Here is a 19118-nt window from a genome sequence, read left to right on the forward strand (position 1 = left end):
GCGATAAAAAAATAGCCACTAGACTAAAGGTCCGGTGGCTAAAACAAGCTATTTATTTATCTTCCTTCGGCAAGTCGGCGTCGTCATGCTCTTCATCATCCGTATCGTCCAGGGAAGGACCGAATTCGGGCACATCGAGCGAATAGTCATAACCCGCCGGCAAATAAGGAGTTATGTTGTCTCCTAACAATCCGGTTCCCGGGCCGGTTCCAGGACCCGTTCCGGGGCCTGTATACAAGCCGGAGCCGGGAGCTTTGTTCAGCCATCTGAAGTACGGGGCCGTTGCGAAGATCCCTTTCTTCTCTTGTTCCAGTATCCATGCCAGCTTCTCTTCGTCGGTCAAGTCGGAAGGGACCATGCTGTGATAGATAGGAGGAATTTTGGCCATCTTGGCTTCAAGCCGGTTTGCATTATCGTTTTTTTTCACGCGGGACAACTCCTTTGTAATATATTACGATCTTAGTATATTCCCGCCGCAAGAATCGGTATGGACAACTGTTCGAAGGCAATCGTCCGTTTTCTGTCTACTCACACAAAAAATCTCTTATTCGCCGCTTCCTTCCGCCTTCGGCTGTACTTGCTGCGCTTGCGGCATGGGCGGCGTCTCCGGCGGCGACATCGGCTCATAAGACGGAGGAGTGACCTCCTGCGCGATAAAAGAAATCAAACTGGCATCGAGCAGCGGGCCTACGGCCTCATCCGCTTCGACCTGCTGCATCGCAGGGGATGACTCCGGCATCGTCTGCATGTCCATTGCACCGGACAACACATTAATAAATGCCGGGTCGGGTATCAAATAATCTGAGGGCAGATTCTCCCTTACGGCGTCCCATACTTGCGGTTCAACTTTAATTTCCGGCTTGGGAATATCGAAGGAAAAGATCGGATCGTACAATTCTCCCGGCACAAGGCCGTCGCTCTCGACCGGTTGTTCCGGCGGCGCTTGAACGGGAGGATCGGGTATCGCAGGGATTGCCGGCGGCAAGATCAGCGGCGTAATAGCTTTCCGCACACGGCGAACTTTTCGTTTGCCCGCCCTTCTAGCCGGAAGAAGCGATGCTCTTTTCCGCAGTACGGTAGATCTGCTTTTGCGTCTTTTTTTCAATACTCTCTTTTGCGGAGCCTTCCCTAACGCGGTTTTGTTCCTTTTCCGTTTTTTAAATGGCAGCACATTCTTTTTGGCAGTCTTTTTCCCGCTTTTTTTTAGAGCGCCGTTCTTTCCCTCCACAACGCCTTTCTTCACGGCAGCTTGACTGTTGAGAAGAACCGTTCCGCCCGCCGCTCCGGCTTTGCCGCCTTGCTTTCGGAGCTTTCCGTTCTGGAGCTTTCCGTTTCGGATCTTTCCGGCAGGCGGGGCAGCCGCATATCCGTTTCCTTTTCGCAGTGAAAGTTTATCTGCCATGGGTGTTACCTCCTCGTTTTAATATGCGTCCATGGGTCGCCGATTCGTAAACGTCCAATGTCGCATCCATCATAACCGGCAGCGACCAATGATGCAGAGCCCACCGCTTAGCCTGTTCGCCCAGCCGCCTTCTCAGCACATCGTCTCCGAGAATCAGGTGCAGATTGTTGAACATGGCCTCGCTCTGGCCAGCCGGAGAAACGAGCCCCGTCTTGCCGTGAGCCACCATTTCGGGTATTCCCCCGGCATCGGAGACGACAACGGCTTTCCCCGCAATTTGTGCCTCCATGACCGAGAAGGGCAGATTGTCCTGCAAGCTGGGCAGCACGAAGACATGAGCCTGTTTGAGCAGCGCAGGCACGTCGGATCGGGAGCCCAGAAACTGGACATACGGGTCCAGACTCAAGCTGCTGCTTTGCTGCCGCAGCTCATGCATTAACGGTCCGTCGCCCACAATCCAGCATACCCAGTCGCTGCGGACTTGCTTCAGCCTTGCCAAAGCCGTCAGCAAATGCTTATGCCCTTTTACCGGCACCAGGCGCGCGGGACATATGATCACCTTTTTATCCTGCGGTCCCCTAAAGGCCGTCCACTGCTCCATCCGCTCTTGAAACGCCCCGATATCGATGCCGTACGGAATGATTCGCAAATGCTCGCCCGGCACTTTAAATTCGCTCATGGACAATCGTTTCAGCCATCGGGTCGGAACGATCGTAGCGTCGCTCGATATCGCCCCGTACAGCTCCTCGGCAGCTGCATATTTCCAGGGCAGGCTTTGCTTGCTCGTAATCTCCCCGGAATAAATGAATTCCGTCGCCAGACATCCGTGAATGGTTGCAACGAGAGGAGTTCCCTTCGGCTTGGCGCGCCAGAGCGCCCTGGCGGATACGATATCCTGAGCATGGATCAGATCGTACTTATTTAATCCGAAGGCGGCGGCGGCAGTTTCGAAGCAGTACCGTTCGATGTCTCTCCACCGAATCCAGGGATCTACATGGGGCATGTACTGTTCGTAATAAGCGTATACCTTCTCGTAAATCAGATTTTTGATCTTGCTTTTTTCCAAAACCCTGCCGTTATTCGGCATATAGTACTTTTCCATGTCCGGATGATGAGCAAACACATCGACCTGATGCCCCATCCGCTCCAGCTCTTTCTTCAAATTGTCAACATACGTCGACACCCCTCCCACATGCGGGAGATAAAAATAAGTGGTTAGCAGTATATTCATATCCCCATCCCTTCCTCACGAAGAAGCCCGATGTATTCTATGTTCCGGCCCCTGTATTCGAAAGGTACAAACATCCAATGCGCTAGGATAATATCTTTGCCTGCCGGGTAACAGGCGAAACACTATGCTGCGACGCTGCCGGCGCATAGACATTCTACTATTTTTTCATCTAGGAGATATTAATCTATTACCGGAAGAAGCTCATATACGTATGCTATACAAGAAATGACGAAAGGAGTACAGAGATGAATCAGAAGCGATTTCATATTGCCATTGTCGGATTAGGCTACGTCGGACTTCCTCTGGCGCAATTGTTTTTGGAAAAGGGGCATACCGTCTACGGTATCGATGTCGACTCAAGCAAGATTCAGAAGCTGCAGCATCGGCAAAGCTATTTATCCGATTTTTCCGCAAAAGAGATTCGAAGGTTATTTGCCGACGGTACCTTTCACGTAAGCGAATCTTTCGATGCGGTCGGCCAAGCGGATGCGGTCATCATTTGCGTTCCTACCCCGCTGGATCAAGACAGCAAACCCGATTTAACCTATGTCAAACATGCGGTCCGCAACATTATGCCCCATTTGCATAAAGGACATTTGGTCGTGTTGGAAAGCTCGACTTATCCGGGAACGACGGAGGAAGAATTGCAGCCCCTGATAGAATCGACAGGAATGGTTGTCGGGGTGGACGTGCACTTGGCCTACTCGCCGGAGCGTATCGATCCGGGAGCTCGCCGGAGTCCCCTGCATGAAATCCCCAAAGTGCTAGGAGGCGTATCCGGCCAATGTACTTCTTACGCCAAACAAATCTATGAGAGTGTTTTCCAAAATGTTGTCGTCGTCTCCTCTCCGAGGGTCGCCGAATTTACGAAAATACTTGAAAACTGCCAAAGACTCGTCAATATTTCTTTCATGAACGAGCTGGCGATGATGTGCGAAAAAATGAACATTAACCTGTGGGAAGCCATCGACGCCGCAAGCACCAAGCCGTACGGCTTTACCCCCTATTATCCGGGCCCCGGAATCGGCGGTCACTGCATACCGGTCGACCCGCTCTATTTGCTGTGGAAGGCTAAGCAATATGATGTGGACCTGCAGTTTATCGAAGTGGCGCATAAGGTGAACGAAGGGATGCCCGAATATGTCGTGCAGCGGGTGACGCACAGCCTTGCAGGTAAACCGCTAAATGAGTGCGGCGTCTTGGTTATCGGAGTAACTTATAAAAAAGACGTCAACGACCTGCGCGAATCCACGGCGATTCCGATTATAGAGAAGCTTATGAAGCTAGGGATCAAGGTCAGCTTCCACGATCCGTATATTCAGGAGATTCGCGTCGGCGGACAGCTCTTGAAAGGAAGTTCGCTGACCAAACGAAATATCGAGCAGCAGGATTGCGTCCTGATTCTAACCGATCACTCGGCCATTCCTTATGAAGGGGTTGCGGCTCACGCCAATCTGGTTATCGATACCCGCAATGCGATGAAGCATGTCAGCGAACGCGATCATATCGTCACAATCTAAGAAGAAAGCAAACGGAAGAGGTGATAGAGCGAAATGAATATTCTTGTAACGGGAGGGGCCGGATTTATAGGTTCTCATCTAGTGCATCGTTTAATAGAGTTAGGGCATCATGTATGGACATTAGACGATATGTCGACAGGCCGGCTGCATTTTTTGGACGAAGCGACGGAAAGCAATCGGCACTCGATGATCCACGGCTCGGTCACCGACAAAGAGCTGCTTAAGGGACTGATCGAACGCTGCGATGTCGTCTTCCATTTGGCCGCCGTTCTCGGGGTCAAAAACACCGTCGAAAATCCGTTGAAGGTCATTGAAGGCAATATCGACGGTACGCGGAACGTTCTTGAGCTGGCCATGAAATACGGCGCGAAGGTCGTCTTTGCTTCGACATCGGAAATTTACGGCAAAAACAGCAAGCTGCCGTTCAAGGAAGATTCGGACCGGGTGCTTGGCGACCCTTCGATTCACCGCTGGTGCTATGCGACGGCCAAAGCGATCGACGAGCATCTGTGCTTCGCCTACGCGGAGCAAGGGCTTCCGGTCACCGTCGTCCGCTATTTCAACGCGTACGGCCCGCGGCAAACCTCCTCGCAGTACGGGGGCGTCGTGCCGCGGTTTATTAAAGCAGCTCTCGCGAATGAGCCTTTGGAGGTTCACGGCGACGGATCGCAAATCCGCTGCTTTACCTTTATCCGGGATACCGTCGAAGGGACTGTCGCCGCAATGGAACCTGCAGCTAACGGCCTGGCGTTTAATATCGGCTCGGAACGCCCGATCGCGATCGTCGATTTGGCGCACCGCATCGTGAAGCTGGCAGGCTCGTCTTCTCCCGTCGTATTTATTCCTCATGCCCAAGCATACGGTCCCGGCTTCGAGGATATGGCCGCCCGCATTCCGGATATATCGCGGGCCAGACGAATACTTCAGTACGAACCGTCCGTATCGCTGGAGGAAGGTCTGCAGCTGTCGATCGATTGGTACAAACGGCAACAGAAAGCGGGAGGATGAGCTATGAAGGCTATCGTTACCGGCGGAGCCGGGTTCATCGGTTCTCATCTGGTCGAAGCGCTACTCGCGGAAGGGATCAACGTGCAGGTCATCGATAATTTAAGTACCGGGAATGCCGATTATTTGCCCGCCGGCGTTCCCTTGCATCGCATGGATATTCGGAGCGAAGAAGTGCGGGAGCTCTTGCTGCGCGAGCGCCCCGACGTCGTCTTTCATCACGCGGCCCAAGTCGACGTCCAGCGTTCCGTATCCGACCCCGGAGCGGACGCCTCGGTCAACATCGCAGGAACCGCCAATCTGGTTCACGCCTGCGCGCAGGCATCCGTGCAAAAAATCATCTACGCTTCCTCCTGCGCCGTCTATGGAGATTTGCAAACGGTGCTCGTTCATGAAGACGACCCTACGCAGCCGATTTCCTTCTACGGCATATCCAAGCTGACGCCCGAATCGTATTTGCGCGTATTTCACAGGCTGTACGGATTAAACTATACGATCCTTCGGTATGCCAACGTGTACGGCCCGCGGCAAACCCCCAAAGGAGAGGGCGGCGTCGTTGCGATCTGCCTCGACCGTCTCCGTAAGGGGCTTCCTCTTATCGTCTACGGAGACGGAGAGCAAACGCGCGATTTCGTGTATGTCAAGGATGTAGTTAAGGCCAATCTGGCCGCCATGCATCGGGGAGATTGGCAAACCGTTCAAATCGGAACCGCTGCGAGCGTCTCGGTAAACCGGCTGGTGGAGCAGCTGCAAGTTTTGCACGGGGCTCCGATCGCCGTTGTGCACAGGCCGGAGCGAGCCGGAGATATCCGGCACAGCTGCCTGAGCAATGCGAAAGCGTATGAGCAGCTGGGCTGGACGGCCGATTACGATCTTGTTCAAGGTCTCAAGAGCACGTACGAATATGAAATGCGTTCCGCAGAATAACACGCTAAGCCCGGTCCCGTCAGTAAAACCTCCTGACAGTGCCGGGCTTAGATCGTTCTGCCGCTTAGCTAGACTTGCCCGCCAAGCTTATGAATATAGTCGGTCATCGAGCGGCGATAGCGCTCGCGGGTCTGCTCGATCTCCAATTGGATGCTCGGCCAATGCCGCACCGTCCCCATCTGGGGATGCCACCGGTAACCGATCAGCGGTTCGTCTACAAAAGCAAACCGGTAACCGGCCAGCATGATGCGAAACCACAGATCGTAATCGTGTGTATATGGCAGCGCTTCGTTGAATAAACCGATCTCCTCCAATAATCGGACAGACATGACGACCGTGCAGCCGTTAATCGGATTCAAGGTCAGCATGGCAGAGCACAATGCGGCTTCATCCGCAAAACGCGGCGTGACATCGGTCTGTGTCACCAGACCGTTCTCATCCATCAAGTCGAACGAGCAGAAGCTGATCTCCGCTTGGCGTTCAAGCATAAAAGGGATTTGCACGGCCAGTTTATGCGGATAGAACAGATCGTCCGAGCTCAGCCAGGCGATATAGTCTCCGGAAGCCCGGCGAATGCCGTAATTTAATGCGCTGGCCGTGCCTCCGTTCGGCTTGCGCATATACAGGACGCGGTTCATCAAAGGGACAATTTTTCCGATCTCGCCGTACCGGTTCGACCCGTCGTCCACGACGATGATTTCGACGTTCGGATATGTCTGCGCAAGCGCGCTGGATATGGCCTGATAAGCGTACGGATCGTTGTAGAAAGGAATGACGATCGTCACTTTGGGATTCATCGGGCCCATTCCCCTTCCTGCGCATGCCCGTCGATCCAGTCGCGCAGTTCCTTCAGCATTTCGGGATAACCCGGAACCGGGTACTCCAGATCGGCGCGTGTGCTGCGCAGCGTCCGGTCCAGCGATTTGGCGCCGCGAGGCTCAAGGCAAACATCCCTCTTGCCGAAGACGTCTTGGATCAGCTTCAGCAAACCGTACTTGCTGATTTCGTACGGAGCGGTCAAATGCACAAGTCCGGTCAAGCGATCTCCGCGCTCCAGCGCATGGCGGATGAATTTGGCAAGCTCCAGCGTCGTCACGCCGTTCCAGCGCACCCGAACGAAGCCTTGTACCGTCCCGCGCTGCTTCATAAACCATTGCATCAGCCCGATCCCGTTCCGGCGAATTTCCGGTCCGATGATCGACGTGCGCACGGTCAGATGCGGAGCCCGCAGCACCTCGCCGAGCGCCTTCGTTCTCGCGTATACCGTCGTGCCGTCGGGCACGCGGTCTTCCTCGTAGGCCCCGGCCCCGGAAGCATCGCCGGAAAATACGCAGTCCGTGCTTATATGAATCAGACGCCCGCCAACCCGCTCCGCAGCTTCCGCGAGCAAATGCGGCAGAAGACCGTTAATACGGTACGCTTCCGTCACCTTTTGCTCGGCGTTATCGTTCAATATGCCGATGCAGTTGACGACGACATCGGGCCGCACGGCTTCTATCAGCCTTTTTACGGCTTCGTCGTCGCTCGCTTCCAAGTACAAACCGCTCCCCGGCCTATCCCGCAAAAGCTGTTCCCGGATCGTATAGAACACGTCGCAGCCGGTACGCTCGGATAAATATCGAACGAGCATATGGCCGGCCATTCCGCCGCCTCCGGTCACAAGAACTCTCATGGCAAAAAACCTCCCTTCAGCAGCATCCGTTCAATCTCGTGAAGGTTCATCAGACTTTGTCCCGAAGCGTAGCTTCCCGCAGCCGCCCGCGGAAATCGGGAGTAATATTTCTGAAGCCCCGGGATATCCAGCGGCGGCAAAATGACCATGTATTCGTCATCGTATAAAACCGTGTTATGCGACTCGTATTCGGAATACAAAATTTCTTCTATTTTCTCCCCCGGGCGCACCCCCAGCTCAACCATATCGACGTCCTTTTTGCCCAAAGCCTCGGAGAGCACCGCAGCTAAATCGACAATCCGGCAGCTGGGCATCTTCATCACGAACGTTTCCCCTCCGAGACCTTTTTCCGCGGCATGCAGCAGCATCGCTATCGCTTCCTGCAGCGTCAGGAAAAAGCGGGTCATCGCCTTGTCGGTGATGCCGATTTGATTTTTCTCCACGATCTGCTTGCGGAACACATGAATAACGCTGCCGTTCGTGCCGAGCACATTGCCCCCGCGGACGCAGACGAATTTCGTATCGGCGCTCGACAAATTCGCCTGCGTTATCAGCTTCTCGCCGATCGCCTTGGTCATGCCGTAGAAATTGACCGGGCTCGCCGCTTTATCCGAGGACACATAGATTACTTTCTTCACTTTCGCTTCGATAGCCGCCTCGATGACGTTTTGCGTCCCGGTCACATTCGTCTTCAGCGCTTCGAACGGCTGGTCCTCGCAAACCGGTACATGCTTGAGCGCAGCAAGATGAAACAAACAATCGACGTCCCGGCATGCTTTAAGCAGAGCCTGTTTATCCCGAATATCGCCGATGCAAAAGCGAAGCCGCGGATCGGAGAACGTATTCTTCATCGCCACCTGGTTCGCTTCGTTGCGGGTAAATACGATAATCTCCAGCGGATCGTATTTGCTAAGAAGCTGGGCGGTCAGCTCATATCCCCACGAGCCTGTACCGCCGGTAATTAAAATTTTGCGGCTGTCAAACATCGCTACATCCCTCCCAGTACAAATTTGACGACTTTATCGGATACGGCGGCATCCAGATAACCTTCCGGGCATACCCAATTTCTGGATAGGCGAAGCGCCAGCTTCACCGCGCCGACAATATTCGCGGCATCGACGCCGGCGACGATATTGCTGCCGCAATCGACCGTTTCCGGGCGTTCCGTGCTGGTGCGGATCGTTACGGAGGGAACGTGGAATATGCAGCATTCCTCCTGCACCGTGCCGCTGTCGGTCAAGACGCACAGAGCATGCTTCTCCAGATGCGCGAAATCGATAAATCCGAACGGTTCGTGAAATTCGACCAGCGGGTGCGTCGCAAGCGGGACGGAGCCGCCGATTCTCGCCCTTGTGCGGGGATGGGTGCTGCAGATCATGCGGTATCCGAACGACTCCGCGACCCGGTTAAGTCCGTCCATAATCCCTTGCAAGCGAAACGGATTGTCGACATTCTCGGCTCTGTGGATCGTGACGAGAAAATAAGGTTCGCCTCCAAGCCCCAGCTGCTCGCGGATGCGGCTTGCTTGAATTTGCGGCTCGTAATGCGTCAGCACCTCATAGATCGGATTGCCTGTCACGACGATGCAGCGGGCGGGAATTCCTTCCCCGAGCAGATTTTGCTTGCTCTGCGAAGTGTAGGGCATATTGACGCTGGAGACGGCGTCGATGACACGCCGATTTTTCTCCTCCGGCACATTCCGGTCGAAGCAGCGGTTGCCGGCTTCCATATGGACGACCGGAATATTCATCCGCTCGGCCAGGATGGCGCATAACGCGCTGTTCGTATCCCCGAGCAGCAGCACCTTATCCGGCTTTTCAGCCAGCAATATCGATTCGACCTCCCCGAACATCGCCGACAGCTGGCTGCCGAGCGAGTATCCCTGAGGCTTAATTTGGTAGTCCGGGTAACGGATGCCCAATTCCTGAAAAAAAATATCATGCAGCGTCGGCGTCAAATTTTGCCCGGTATGCACGACGGCATGCCGGTCCGCCAACTGATCGAGCTTGCTCATAATAAGGCTAAGTCGGATCATCTCGGGTCTGGTGCCGAGAATGGTGACGATGTTCACGGCAATCCCCCTTTCTGTTCGAATGTTGCGCCTGATGCCGGCAGATGCTCCGTTAACGGCTCTCCCCGGGGCATGAGACGCACTTGTTCATCGTCAAGCGTTACCGTCCTGCCAAGGTCAAAGCCCCGTATTTGCGCGCTGAGCGGCGAAGTAAACGGATAAAGACAGCCGTCCCGCAGCAAATAAATCGTCGCTTCGGTGCCGCGAACCAGCATGACCGAAGGACGATAGAGATGCCAAGGCGAATCCGTGCTGACGGGCGCGCCGGTCGGAAAGCGATGCAGCAGCTCATCCGGCACGAACCGGACATCCGACCATCTATATTGATAAAATTGGAACGCTTCTTCCGAAACGAACGGCCGCTTCCTGCCGTGTTCGAGAAGAAATACCGTCGGCGCGGTCTCTCCGCGATAGACGGCATTCATCTGCAGCTCCGGCAGAGAAGCGCATTGGCGCGAAGCCGCCGTTTCCTTCAGCTTCGCATGAAACCGCTGCAGCAGTCCGTCCAGCCGCCTCCGGTACGAGCGGATGCCGAACGCCGACTCCACCGCTCGCCGGATGTCCGCTTGCGCTCCCGCCTGCGCTTGCATCCGCTCCCGAACTTTGGCCGTCAGCCCGGCCACATCGCCCGCTTCCGCCAGCCATTCCCCGTATCCGGCGGCATTCAATATTTCCTCCAGTCCTCCCGACCGGTAGGCCACTACGCTTTTGCCGAAGACAAGTCCTTCCATAGCCGTCATCCCGAAGCCCTCCGGAACGAGGCTCGGCACAACGACGATATCCATAGCCGGGAACAGCGCCTGAATCCGCGCTTCAAACGCGATGTGATGAAACCGCTCGCCGCAGCCCGATTCGTCCATCAGCCTTTGACACCGCTCCATATACACGGCGTCCGTCGGCGTCCCGACGATCAGGAAGCGAACATGGGACGCTTGCTCCGCCAGCAGGACAGCCATCCGGATGAAATGGTCCAAGCCCTTCTCCGGATGCAGGCTCGCGGCGATATAACCGATAAGAAATTGGCGCTCCCGCAGTCCGAGCTCTTTCCGCTTGTCTCGGCGATAATCCCTCCATTGCTCCGGCTGCAGTTCATCCTGCAGCCACGTCGGCGGCAAGTAAACCAATTTATCGCTGAGTCCAATGGCGCGGAAAGGACGCAGAGCCGTTTCCGAAATACCAACGATCCAATCGGAATAGTGGTGAATAAGCTCTGCGGCTTCCGTAGAAGCGCTGTTCGCCCCGACAACCTCCGTAATCAGCCAGGCGACGGGAATTTCCAGTCGTTTGGCTGCGATAGCCGGCAGCGCATTGACGCAAGTGCTGACGGCTACCAAATCGGGCTGATGCAGCAGAAGCAGGTTCGTCAGAAGGGCATGCCGCTTCTGCTCCAGCATTCCCTGCACCTCCTGCGTCAGGCCTGCTTCCGATTCGTATACCGGCCACACGAGAGGAATATCGCATACGAGCGCAGACAAGCCTCTGCGCGCCGCCTCTTGGTACAAACGGCCTTGCTCGGGAACGACCAGCGTACAGTCAAAGCGCCGATTCGCCTCGGCCGCCAGCATCAGCAAATATTTCTCCGCACCGGTTATAAAGCGGCTTCCGCCAATATGCGAGAAAAGCATCATCTTCGGTCTGCCCATCCGCTCACCCCTAAATGAAAACAACCGTTTGCATGGCCGTCCCGATCAGACCGCCTCCTGAAGCCCCGCAGCGAAACCGGCATGAAACCCTTCGTTATAGGCCTGATCGAAGGCTTTATTGAAGGCTTGCGCATAGCTTTGCGTCTCCTGCGCTCCGCCCCTCCGGCGTTTGCCGGACCGTCTAACCGTCTTTCTCTTGCTTAACCGCGACATGGACTTGCGTGGCAGCCTGCCTGTTTTGCTGCGGCGGGATTTCGGCCGAACTCGCGCCTTCGCTTTTCGCTTGCCTCTTCCTGCCGCCGCTATCGTCACAGTCGCAGTCCGTTTTTCCGCTGAAAGCATGTTCATCCCTCCCTGAACAATTTGCATTATCCGAACAATATTTGCAGCAGCTGCGCCACGCGGTGAGGATACGTATGCTCCCGTATCGTTCGCCTGAGCGCGTTCAGCGCGATCGCCCGGCGCTCTTCTTCGTTGCGCAAATAGTAATCGATTTTGTACTTGAGCTCGTCGACGGAAGAGTAGGTGACAATTTCCGTACCGGGCGTATAAAACCGGGCCAGATCGTGGCGCACATCCGTCAGCTGCAGCGTTCCGCAAGCGGCGATTTCGAACGTGCGCGGATTGGGCGAAAGCGCCCCGATCAGCCGGCTGTTATTGTTGAAGCTGGCGTCATCCGTCGCCCGATGCAGATTAATGACGATTTTGCTGCCGTTATAGAAGCTCGCCGTTTCATCGGCATTCATCCATTTGTTCAAGTCGATTTTCGAAGCAAGCATCCGAAAATGACGCAGACGATCCCACCATATCCCCGATATATATACATGCTTATCCTTCAAATAAGGCGCCATCCGGTCGAAATAAGCGACCCGGTTCCAATAAGCGGACCCGATAAAACTGATGTCCCGGCGAAATGAGGTCGGAATTGGCTTCGGTCTGAACAGCCTGGTATTGGCCGCAAAAGGCAAATAATGAACTTGCCTGCAGCCGTTTTGCTTATAGAAGCCGACACATTGCAGCTCCAGCGTAAAAACATGATCGTAATGCCTCACCATTTGTATCGTCATATCGGTATAATAAGGGTCATCCGTAAGCCATATCGCGGTGCTAATTCCTGCGGAACGTATCCGGTCGAGCTGCACCCCCGGAACGTTCATTCCTTCCAATACGATGACGGCGTCCGCTCCGCTTTGAATGGCAACGGACGCAAAGTCCTGCCCCGGCTGCACGACGATCAGCTCGCGTACCAGCCCGCGAAGCGCTTCGATCACCGATTCGTCCAAAGGGGAGTACGGGAGTCCTTTCCCGGACGTAACGAACGTCACCCTCTTATCCCACCATCCCAGCGAGGGAAGCGGATGTTGTCTGATGATCGCCTCGCAGCGTCCCAGATGATAACCGTAATCCGAGCCGGTACGGTAGCCCTCGGCCCAGCCGCTGCTCCAGCCGGCCCGCAAGTGATCAGGGCTCGGAGCAAGCTTCTTCGCTGCACGTTTGGCCATACGTTTGCTCTCCTCCTCCTTCCAAACGGGGTTTTAGTAGCCGAGCATGCTCAGCAATTCATCCATACGGGTCATGAACGAATGATCCCGCAGCGTCCGCTTGAGCGCATTATAGGCGATTGCTTGACGCTCCGATTCATGCGACAAGTAATACTTCAATTTGGCGATCAAATCTTCCGGAGAATGATACACGTTAATTTCCTGGCCCGGCACGTACAACCTGGGCAAGTCGCTTCTTCCGTCCGTCAGCTGAAGCGCGCCGCAGGCCGCCATTTCATAAGTGCGCGGATTGACGGAATGAGCCGGTATATTCCGGCTGTTCCTATTATCCGTTTCATGAGAGTGAAACCGGTGCAAATTGATGACGATCTTGGCTCCGCTGTAATATTTGACCGTCTCCTCTATCGGCACATACCCGTCGCGTATGCGATGCCTAAGCAGCTTATGCTGAACAAGCCGATCCCACAGCCCGCCGGCAATGACAAAGTCGGTTGTCGCCAAGAACGGCGCGATACGGTCGAAGAATGCCGCCCGGTTCCAGAATGCCATCCCGATAAAGCATATATCCGAACGGTATTCCGGACCGCTGTGCTGCGGACGGAACAGCTCCGTATCGGCCGCCAGCGGCAAATAACCGACCTGCCTGCAGCCTGCGCCGGCGTAAAACGAAACGCAGCTCTGCTCATGCGTAAGCACGACGTCGTAAAACCGAGCAATAGCAGCCGTATCATCCGTAAAGTAAGGATCGTCGACGAACCAGATGACCGTCCGAATCCCGAGCTCGCGAATCCGGCCGACCTGATACCCCTGATCGTTCGGGAATACATGAAGACCGTTTAAAACCAGCAGCACATCCGGGCGCTTCTCCTCGGCAAGCGACAGCATCTGCTGCGGAGTCCCGACGATCAGTTCGCGGACGCAATGCTGGAGTCCCCCGATAATCCCGTGATCGATAGCATGAAAGCCTTGCGGGATGTACAGCACGCGCAAGTTTCTCATCGCCGGCACGGCCGGTCTTACTTGAGCGCGTATCGCTTCGCAGCGTCCCAAGTGGTATCCGTGCGACCATCCTAACTGTCTTCCCGCTCCTCTGCCCGCCTTTGCGCCCGCAGCCGTTCTGTCTGCATCAGGCGAAGCGGTTGCTGCGGCCGGCGTTTGTTTTTTTCCACGACGCAAGCGGGCTCACCTCCCTCCTGTCATCGAAACTTGGTAGACCAGTCGAAGCCTATCGCAGGGTCGTCGTAAGCAATCCGGTATTCATCCGGATGATTCGCGTCGTAGGCAAGATTGGTAAAATAGAGAATGGTTGCCGGCCCGCCGCCGAGCACCCGGTATCCGTGAGCGACTCCTCTTGGAATAAACAAGAGATACGGCTGGTTTTCCCCCATATAGTAAACGTCCGTTTGCCGGTACGAGGGCGAATCCGGGCGCATGTCGTGAAGCACGACCTGCGCATGGCCGCTGGGGAAATACCAGATATCATCCTGCAATTGGTGGTAATGAAACGCTTTGATGACCCCGGGAAACGACATGGACATCGATGCCTGGCCGAACCGCTCGAACATTTCATCGTCATTGCGCAGCAGCTCCATAAAGTATCCTCTGTCATCGGAATGTCTGACCAGGCTTTTGGTGTACACACCGTTAATCTTGTTCATTCCTCTGTTCCTCCTTTTCTTTATCCGGCAAATCATGCAATAAAAAGCTTTGCAGCGCATCTTGCCATAATCGGAATCGGGGGAATCCTTTGGTGCGAATGGAGATATCGTCCAGCGCCGAGTTTTCCGGCCTCGCCGCAGGAAGCTTGAACTGGTCGGCGCAGACCGGCTTCAGCCGAACATCGCTGTGCCCCAGAATTCGTATGATTTCCTGGGCAAATTCGAAGCGCGAGCACATCCCCCGGTTGGAAGCATGATAGACGCCGTAGTGTTCCGTCGCTATCAATTGCCCGATAAACGCGGCCAAATCGCGCGTATACGTCGGCGAGCCGAACTGGTCGCTCACCATGGTCAGCTCGCTGCGCTCCTTGGCCAGCGCCATTACTTTAGTGACGAAGTTGCTTCCGTAGACGCCGTACAGCCAAGAGGTGCGGACGATAAAATAGGAATCGCAAATGAGCTGAACGAACTTTTCTCCGTGCAGCTTGGAGTGTCCGTATACGCTGAGCGGATTTGTCCGGTCCTTCTCACCGTACGGTGAGCCTTTGGTCCCGTCAAATACATAATCCGTGCTTATATATACCATCTTGGCTCCGGTTTGACGGGCAGCCATCGCCACATTGCGCGAACCGTAGGAGTTAACCATATAAGCCTCTTCCGTCCGGCTCTCCGCCAAATCCACCTGCGTGTAGGCAGCCGCATGGATGATGGCATCCGGCCCGATCTCGCATGCTGCGGCCAGCACGGCGGCTTCGTCGGCAACGTCCAGCTCTTTGCGTGTTAAGGCAACCACTTCATGCCGATCGGAAAGCACGCGGATCAAATCGCGGCCAAGCTGCCCTCCTGCCCCTGTAATGAGCAACTTCATCCGCCGTCCCCCCCGTTCGTGCGCTGTGAAGCGCTGTTTGGCCGGGAACCCGACAGCTTGCTCCACCAGGCTTCATGATGCAGATACCATTCCACCGTCCGCTTCAATCCTTGATCCAGCGTACATTGCGGGTGCCAGCCTAGCTCTCTCTGGATTTTTCCCGAATCAATGGCATATCTGCGGTCATGTCCGGGGCGATCGGCAACGAATTGAAGCAATCTGTCCGGCTTGCCCAGCTCCGCCAATATATGACGGGCGATTTGCAGATTCGTCCGCTCGCTGCCGCCGCCGACGTTATACACTTGACCGGGCCGCCCTTGGCGGATCACCCGTTCGATAGCTGAGCAGTGGTCTTGAACGTACAGCCAGTCGCGGACATTCAATCCATCTCCGTACACGGGCACCGGCTCATCGCGCAAGGCTCTTGTGATAATGGTAGGAATCAGCTTCTCCGGGTACTGATAAGGACCGTAGTTGTTGGAGCAGCGCGTAATGACGACGGGCATTCCGAATGTTTCGTAATAAGCCCGTGCCAGAAAATCCGCTCCGGCTTTGCTCGCCGAGTAAGGGCTGTTAGGGGCAAGCGGCGTCGTCTCCGTAAACAAACCGGCGCTTCCCAGTGTGCCGTATACTTCGTCCGTAGACACCTGGATGAATTTGGATACCCCATGCGTACGCGCTGCTTCCAGCAACGTCTGCGTTCCCAGCACATTGGCGCGCACAAATGACTGCGGATCGGCAATACTGCGGTCGACATGCGATTCCGCCGCAAAATGAACGACGATATCGATCTTTTCCTCTTGAAACGCTTCGTTTACCTTCATCCGGTCGGCCACATCTCCGCGAATGAACCGGTACTGCGGAAGGCCGCTTACCGAAGCCGTATTCTCCGGATTGCCCGCGTAAGTCAATGCATCGTAATTCATGATGCGGTCTTCCGGATGTCTCTCCAGCCAATACAGCACAAAGTTGCTTCCGATAAACCCCATGCCTCCGGTTACAAGCAGCGTGCTCATAGGCGGTCACGCTCCAGTAATTTCATTCCCGCGTCGAGCAAGGACCGATGCGTCCCGGCATCGACCCACCATCCCGATAGCAGGCTGTGCGATAAAGCGCCTCGCTCGGCATACACATTGTTCAAATCGGTAATTTCAAGCTCCCCTCGGGCGGAAGGCTGCAAGGTTCGAATAATATCGAATACTTGATCGTCGTATAAATAAATTCCCGTGACCGCATAATCCGAAGGCGGGTTCGCCGGCTTTTCCAAAATTCGTGCGATACGTCCCTGATCGAATACGGGCACTCCGTACCGCCTCGAATCCTTCATTTGCTTCAAAAACACATGCGCTCCCGTGCCCTGGCTCTCGAATTTTTGTACCTGCGCGTTCAAGGAATCCTCGAATAAGTTGTCGGCCAAAATAAGAAGCAGCTTCTCTCCGGGCAGCGTGTATCCTTCGGCCAAGGCCAAGCCTTGAGCAATGCCTCCGGCATTTTCCTGAATTTTGTAACATATTTCCACTCCCCACTGCTGTCCGAGGCCGATATAATCCATGTACAATCCTGCCGATTGTTTCCCGATAATAAGCAGCACTTGTTTAATACCGGCTTCGGCCATTTTTTCGATGGCGTAATGAATCATAGGATGCTTACCGACCGGCAGCAGATGCTTGTTAACGATGCTCGTCATCGGCCGCAACCGCGTCCCGGTCCCGCCTGCCAATATAACACCTTTCAATATTGCTCCCTCCTTCGCTTATTCAGCTTCTGGATGAATTGCCATGCTGATATCATATGCTCTTGCCGATATACACTAATGGACTTATACCGCATTACCGTAAAAATTGGCTGCTGTCCATCTTGGACAAACGCCAAAACCGCCCGTAAATGACGGACGGTTCTTTGTATAATTTCAATTGGAATCGATAGGATGTATTTCCTGACCGGACAAATACTGCTCGATAACGGCGGGATGCTTGCTCTGAAAAGGCTCCGTTCGAATCTCGTACTGCTGCGTTCGAAAGTTCCAGTCGGGCTCTCCCGTGTTATCGTACCGATTGACATCTCCCCTGCGGTTATCGTTAAATTTAATGCGGGGGCCGATCGCGTAATGGTAGTGATAAAGCGGAATGTCGACATGCGCGCGCGGGAGATAAAAGATTCTTCGCCCGTTCAGCTCCATAAAGCAATGTCTTTTCTTATCCTCGTAGCGTATCCCGATATGATGGCGCCACATTCGAATAATGGTGTTGGACCAACGCTCGTCTCCTGCAGTATTGACGCGAACGGTATACGGGTCCTTCCAAAAGTTAACGAACGGAAATTCGAAGACATCGACGTCCGTGCGCTCCATCATTTCGGGAAGCGCTTCGCAAATCCGGTCGTCGAATACTTCATCCGCATCCAAATTCATTACCCAATCCCCTGTCGCCTGCTCCAGCAAAAAATTGCGCACCTTCGGCTGATCCCAATCCTGATACGGCAACCCGGTTTGAGGCAGCGAAAATACTTTAATGTTATAGTGCTGCTGGAACCGTCGAATCCATTCCATGCTCCGGTCCGTGCTTCCTCCGTCGGCAATCAAAATTTCGTGGGCGTACGCCGTAGCGCTTTTCAAATACATCGGCATAAACGTCTCTTCGTTTAATATAGGCACAATAATGCTCAACTTCACCGTCATCACCCCTGCTTGATCATTGTCCCTTATTATTCTATGATCTTGCATCACGAACGGAAGGGCTGACGTTCGGAAATGGAATTAAAGGCTGCCCCCATCCTCAGACTTGTCTCCTGGAGATGATCCGCTCCAGCAGGAATTGTTCCCCGGGATCGAACTTCCGCCCACTCTTCTCGACAACGGCGTAACCGTCAAACACCTGCAGGCTCGAGATATAGGCGGAGCTTGAGCTCCCGACGGCTTCCGCCAGATCGAATATAAGTCTTGTCAGCTCGATTTTATCCCGCCAGATCGAGTCCTCCCGTTGGCAAGCGGCGCTATGCGACCAGTTCCAATCCTCGATAATATATAGTCCTCCCGGACGGAGAAGCGGGAACAGCGCTTCGAAGCTTTGCTTGGTCGCCTCATACATATGCGATGCGTCGTCAAAAACGAGATCGATGCCTTCCGGCAATTCGGCCAGAGCGATTTGTCTTAGCCGGGCGGTATCGGCTTGGTTCGTTTTCCAATACGTTTTGATCCGGTCGCTCAGCCCATTTTGGGCGATATAGCGTCTGAAATAATCATTTTCCTTGTTTTCCCGAAGATCGGCGCCGACGATTTTTTTCGGTTGAAAAATTTCATGCCATAAGGCGATGCTCCCTCCCGAAAACATGCCCAGTTCGAAAATATAGCTGGGGGTAAAGCCGCTTTTTTGCCCGAAATACGCTTTATAGCTGTCCATTAGCAATTTGTTTTTAATTAGTAACAGACAGTCGTCTCCGAGCTCCCACGTCGCGTCATTTTTATAATATTGCAGACGAAACACAAGATCGTTCATCAGCATTCTGTCCGGAAGCCATGACATCTTATCGAAGTATGCACCCATTTGCCATCCCCTCTCTGGAACTATTCCCAGCAGTATATGACGAAACTATCGATTCCGAAATAAACTATCAACCTGCA

General features: G+C 54.4%; 20 protein-coding genes. 3 read left to right on the forward strand and 17 right to left on the reverse strand.

What is annotated here, in order from left to right; translation table 11 throughout:
* Nucleotides 1-52 precede the first annotated feature (52 nt).
* From N0M98_RS01615 to N0M98_RS01625, 3 genes are all read right to left on the reverse strand, one after another.
* A complete protein-coding gene (locus tag N0M98_RS01615; protein WP_249862167.1) occupies nt 53-427 on the reverse strand; it encodes a hypothetical protein in 375 nt (124 codons plus the stop codon).
* A 117-nt stretch (nt 428-544) separates the two neighbouring features.
* Nucleotides 545-1012, reverse strand: a complete 468-nt coding sequence (locus N0M98_RS01620) for a hypothetical protein (protein ID WP_249862166.1) — start codon at nt 1010-1012, stop codon at nt 545-547.
* Nucleotides 1013-1391: 379 nt separating this feature from the next.
* A complete protein-coding gene (locus N0M98_RS01625) occupies nt 1392-2633 on the reverse strand; it encodes a glycosyltransferase family 4 protein (RefSeq protein WP_249862165.1) in 1242 nt (413 codons plus the stop codon).
* A 245-nt stretch (nt 2634-2878) separates the two neighbouring features.
* Between N0M98_RS01625 and N0M98_RS01630 the strand changes: the two genes are divergently transcribed.
* Genes N0M98_RS01630 through N0M98_RS01640 form a run of 3 tightly spaced genes read left to right on the forward strand, consistent with a single transcriptional unit; the run spans nt 2879 to nt 6085 of the window.
* Complete coding sequence (locus N0M98_RS01630) at nt 2879-4153, forward strand: nucleotide sugar dehydrogenase (protein ID WP_259616745.1); 1275 nt, start codon at nt 2879-2881, stop codon at nt 4151-4153.
* Between the two features lie 33 nt (nt 4154-4186).
* A complete protein-coding gene (locus tag N0M98_RS01635) occupies nt 4187-5161 on the forward strand; it encodes an NAD-dependent epimerase/dehydratase family protein (RefSeq protein ID WP_259616746.1) in 975 nt (324 codons plus the stop codon).
* Nucleotides 5162-5164: 3 nt separating this feature from the next.
* Nucleotides 5165-6085, forward strand: a complete 921-nt coding sequence (locus N0M98_RS01640; protein WP_259616747.1) for an NAD-dependent epimerase/dehydratase family protein — start codon at nt 5165-5167, stop codon at nt 6083-6085.
* A 68-nt stretch (nt 6086-6153) separates the two neighbouring features.
* Here the strand turns inward: N0M98_RS01640 and N0M98_RS01645 are convergent, their stop codons facing one another.
* From N0M98_RS01645 to N0M98_RS01710, 14 genes are all read right to left on the reverse strand, one after another.
* On the reverse strand, nt 6154-6882 hold the full coding sequence (locus N0M98_RS01645; RefSeq protein WP_259616748.1) for a glycosyltransferase: 729 nt from the start codon (nt 6880-6882) through the stop codon (nt 6154-6156).
* Nucleotides 6879-7757 (reverse strand): SDR family oxidoreductase, encoded by an 879-nt coding sequence (locus tag N0M98_RS01650; protein ID WP_249862160.1) that lies wholly within the window; start codon nt 7755-7757, stop codon nt 6879-6881. The genes N0M98_RS01645 and N0M98_RS01650 overlap by 4 nt, the downstream gene beginning before the upstream one ends.
* Nucleotides 7754-8743, reverse strand: coding sequence for a polysaccharide biosynthesis protein (locus tag N0M98_RS01655; RefSeq protein ID WP_249862159.1), 990 nt, complete (start codon nt 8741-8743; stop codon nt 7754-7756). The genes N0M98_RS01650 and N0M98_RS01655 overlap by 4 nt, the downstream gene beginning before the upstream one ends.
* A 2-nt stretch (nt 8744-8745) precedes the next feature.
* Nucleotides 8746-9828, reverse strand: coding sequence for a non-hydrolyzing UDP-N-acetylglucosamine 2-epimerase (gene wecB / locus N0M98_RS01660; protein ID WP_249862158.1), 1083 nt, complete (start codon nt 9826-9828; stop codon nt 8746-8748).
* Nucleotides 9825-11471 (reverse strand): glycosyltransferase family 4 protein, encoded by a 1647-nt coding sequence (locus N0M98_RS01665; RefSeq protein WP_249862157.1) that lies wholly within the window; start codon nt 11469-11471, stop codon nt 9825-9827. The genes wecB and N0M98_RS01665 overlap by 4 nt, the downstream gene beginning before the upstream one ends.
* A 45-nt stretch (nt 11472-11516) precedes the next feature.
* Entirely contained in the window at nt 11517-11813 is a 297-nt protein-coding gene (locus N0M98_RS01670) for a hypothetical protein (protein WP_249862156.1), read from the reverse strand.
* 26 nt (nt 11814-11839) lie between these two features.
* The gene (locus N0M98_RS01675) at nt 11840-12973 is read right to left on the reverse strand and encodes a CgeB family protein (RefSeq protein WP_249862155.1); all 1134 of its coding nucleotides are present in this window, start codon (nt 12971-12973) and stop codon (nt 11840-11842) included.
* 33 nt (nt 12974-13006) lie between these two features.
* Nucleotides 13007-14149, reverse strand: a complete 1143-nt coding sequence (locus tag N0M98_RS01680) for a CgeB family protein (RefSeq protein WP_259616749.1) — start codon at nt 14147-14149, stop codon at nt 13007-13009.
* A gap of 20 nt (nt 14150-14169) precedes the next feature.
* The gene (locus N0M98_RS01685) at nt 14170-14631 is read right to left on the reverse strand and encodes a dTDP-4-dehydrorhamnose 3,5-epimerase family protein (protein ID WP_249862153.1); all 462 of its coding nucleotides are present in this window, start codon (nt 14629-14631) and stop codon (nt 14170-14172) included.
* Complete coding sequence (gene rfbD, locus N0M98_RS01690; protein ID WP_259616750.1) at nt 14618-15499, reverse strand: dTDP-4-dehydrorhamnose reductase; 882 nt, start codon at nt 15497-15499, stop codon at nt 14618-14620. The genes N0M98_RS01685 and rfbD overlap by 14 nt, the downstream gene beginning before the upstream one ends.
* Nucleotides 15496-16515, reverse strand: coding sequence for a dTDP-glucose 4,6-dehydratase (gene rfbB / locus N0M98_RS01695; RefSeq protein ID WP_259616751.1), 1020 nt, complete (start codon nt 16513-16515; stop codon nt 15496-15498). The genes rfbD and rfbB overlap by 4 nt, the downstream gene beginning before the upstream one ends.
* On the reverse strand, nt 16512-17234 hold the full coding sequence (locus N0M98_RS01700; RefSeq protein WP_249862150.1) for a sugar phosphate nucleotidyltransferase: 723 nt from the start codon (nt 17232-17234) through the stop codon (nt 16512-16514). Before N0M98_RS01700 ends, rfbB begins: the two co-directional genes overlap by 4 nt.
* A gap of 174 nt (nt 17235-17408) precedes the next feature.
* On the reverse strand, nt 17409-18170 hold the full coding sequence (locus N0M98_RS01705; RefSeq protein ID WP_259616752.1) for a glycosyltransferase family 2 protein: 762 nt from the start codon (nt 18168-18170) through the stop codon (nt 17409-17411).
* A gap of 103 nt (nt 18171-18273) precedes the next feature.
* Nucleotides 18274-19041: a class I SAM-dependent methyltransferase gene (locus N0M98_RS01710; RefSeq protein WP_259616753.1), complete on the reverse strand. Its 768-nt coding sequence runs from the start codon at nt 19039-19041 to the stop codon at nt 18274-18276.
* Nucleotides 19042-19118: the final 77 nt, after the last annotated feature.

The sequence above is a fragment of the Paenibacillus doosanensis genome (genome assembly GCF_025060755.1).
Taxonomy (GTDB): domain Bacteria; phylum Bacillota; class Bacilli; order Paenibacillales; family NBRC-103111; genus Paenibacillus_S; species Paenibacillus_S doosanensis.

What these genes read in the sequence shown, in the direction of transcription:
- N0M98_RS01625 (WP_249862165.1), bottom strand. Translation starts at nt 2,633, where the DNA reads ATGAATATACTGCTAACCACTTATTTTTATCTCCCGCATGTGGGAGGG.
- N0M98_RS01630 (WP_259616745.1), top strand. Translation starts at nt 2,879, where the DNA reads ATGAATCAGAAGCGATTTCATATTGCCATTGTCGGATTAGGCTACGTC.
- N0M98_RS01635 (WP_259616746.1), top strand. Translation starts at nt 4,187, where the DNA reads ATGAATATTCTTGTAACGGGAGGGGCCGGATTTATAGGTTCTCATCTA.
- N0M98_RS01640 (WP_259616747.1), top strand. Translation starts at nt 5,165, where the DNA reads ATGAAGGCTATCGTTACCGGCGGAGCCGGGTTCATCGGTTCTCATCTG.
- N0M98_RS01645 (WP_259616748.1), bottom strand. Translation starts at nt 6,882, where the DNA reads ATGAATCCCAAAGTGACGATCGTCATTCCTTTCTACAACGATCCGTAC.
- N0M98_RS01650 (WP_249862160.1), bottom strand. Translation starts at nt 7,757, where the DNA reads ATGAGAGTTCTTGTGACCGGAGGCGGCGGAATGGCCGGCCATATGCTC.
- N0M98_RS01655 (WP_249862159.1), bottom strand. Translation starts at nt 8,743, where the DNA reads ATGTTTGACAGCCGCAAAATTTTAATTACCGGCGGTACAGGCTCGTGG.
- N0M98_RS01665 (WP_249862157.1), bottom strand. Translation starts at nt 11,471, where the DNA reads ATGGGCAGACCGAAGATGATGCTTTTCTCGCATATTGGCGGAAGCCGC.
- N0M98_RS01670 (WP_249862156.1), bottom strand. Translation starts at nt 11,813, where the DNA reads ATGCTTTCAGCGGAAAAACGGACTGCGACTGTGACGATAGCGGCGGCA.
- N0M98_RS01675 (WP_249862155.1), bottom strand. Translation starts at nt 12,973, where the DNA reads ATGGCCAAACGTGCAGCGAAGAAGCTTGCTCCGAGCCCTGATCACTTG.
- N0M98_RS01685 (WP_249862153.1), bottom strand. Translation starts at nt 14,631, where the DNA reads ATGAACAAGATTAACGGTGTGTACACCAAAAGCCTGGTCAGACATTCC.
- rfbD (WP_259616750.1), bottom strand. Translation starts at nt 15,499, where the DNA reads ATGAAGTTGCTCATTACAGGGGCAGGAGGGCAGCTTGGCCGCGATTTG.
- rfbB (WP_259616751.1), bottom strand. Translation starts at nt 16,515, where the DNA reads ATGAGCACGCTGCTTGTAACCGGAGGCATGGGGTTTATCGGAAGCAAC.
- N0M98_RS01710 (WP_259616753.1), bottom strand. Translation starts at nt 19,041, where the DNA reads ATGGGTGCATACTTCGATAAGATGTCATGGCTTCCGGACAGAATGCTG.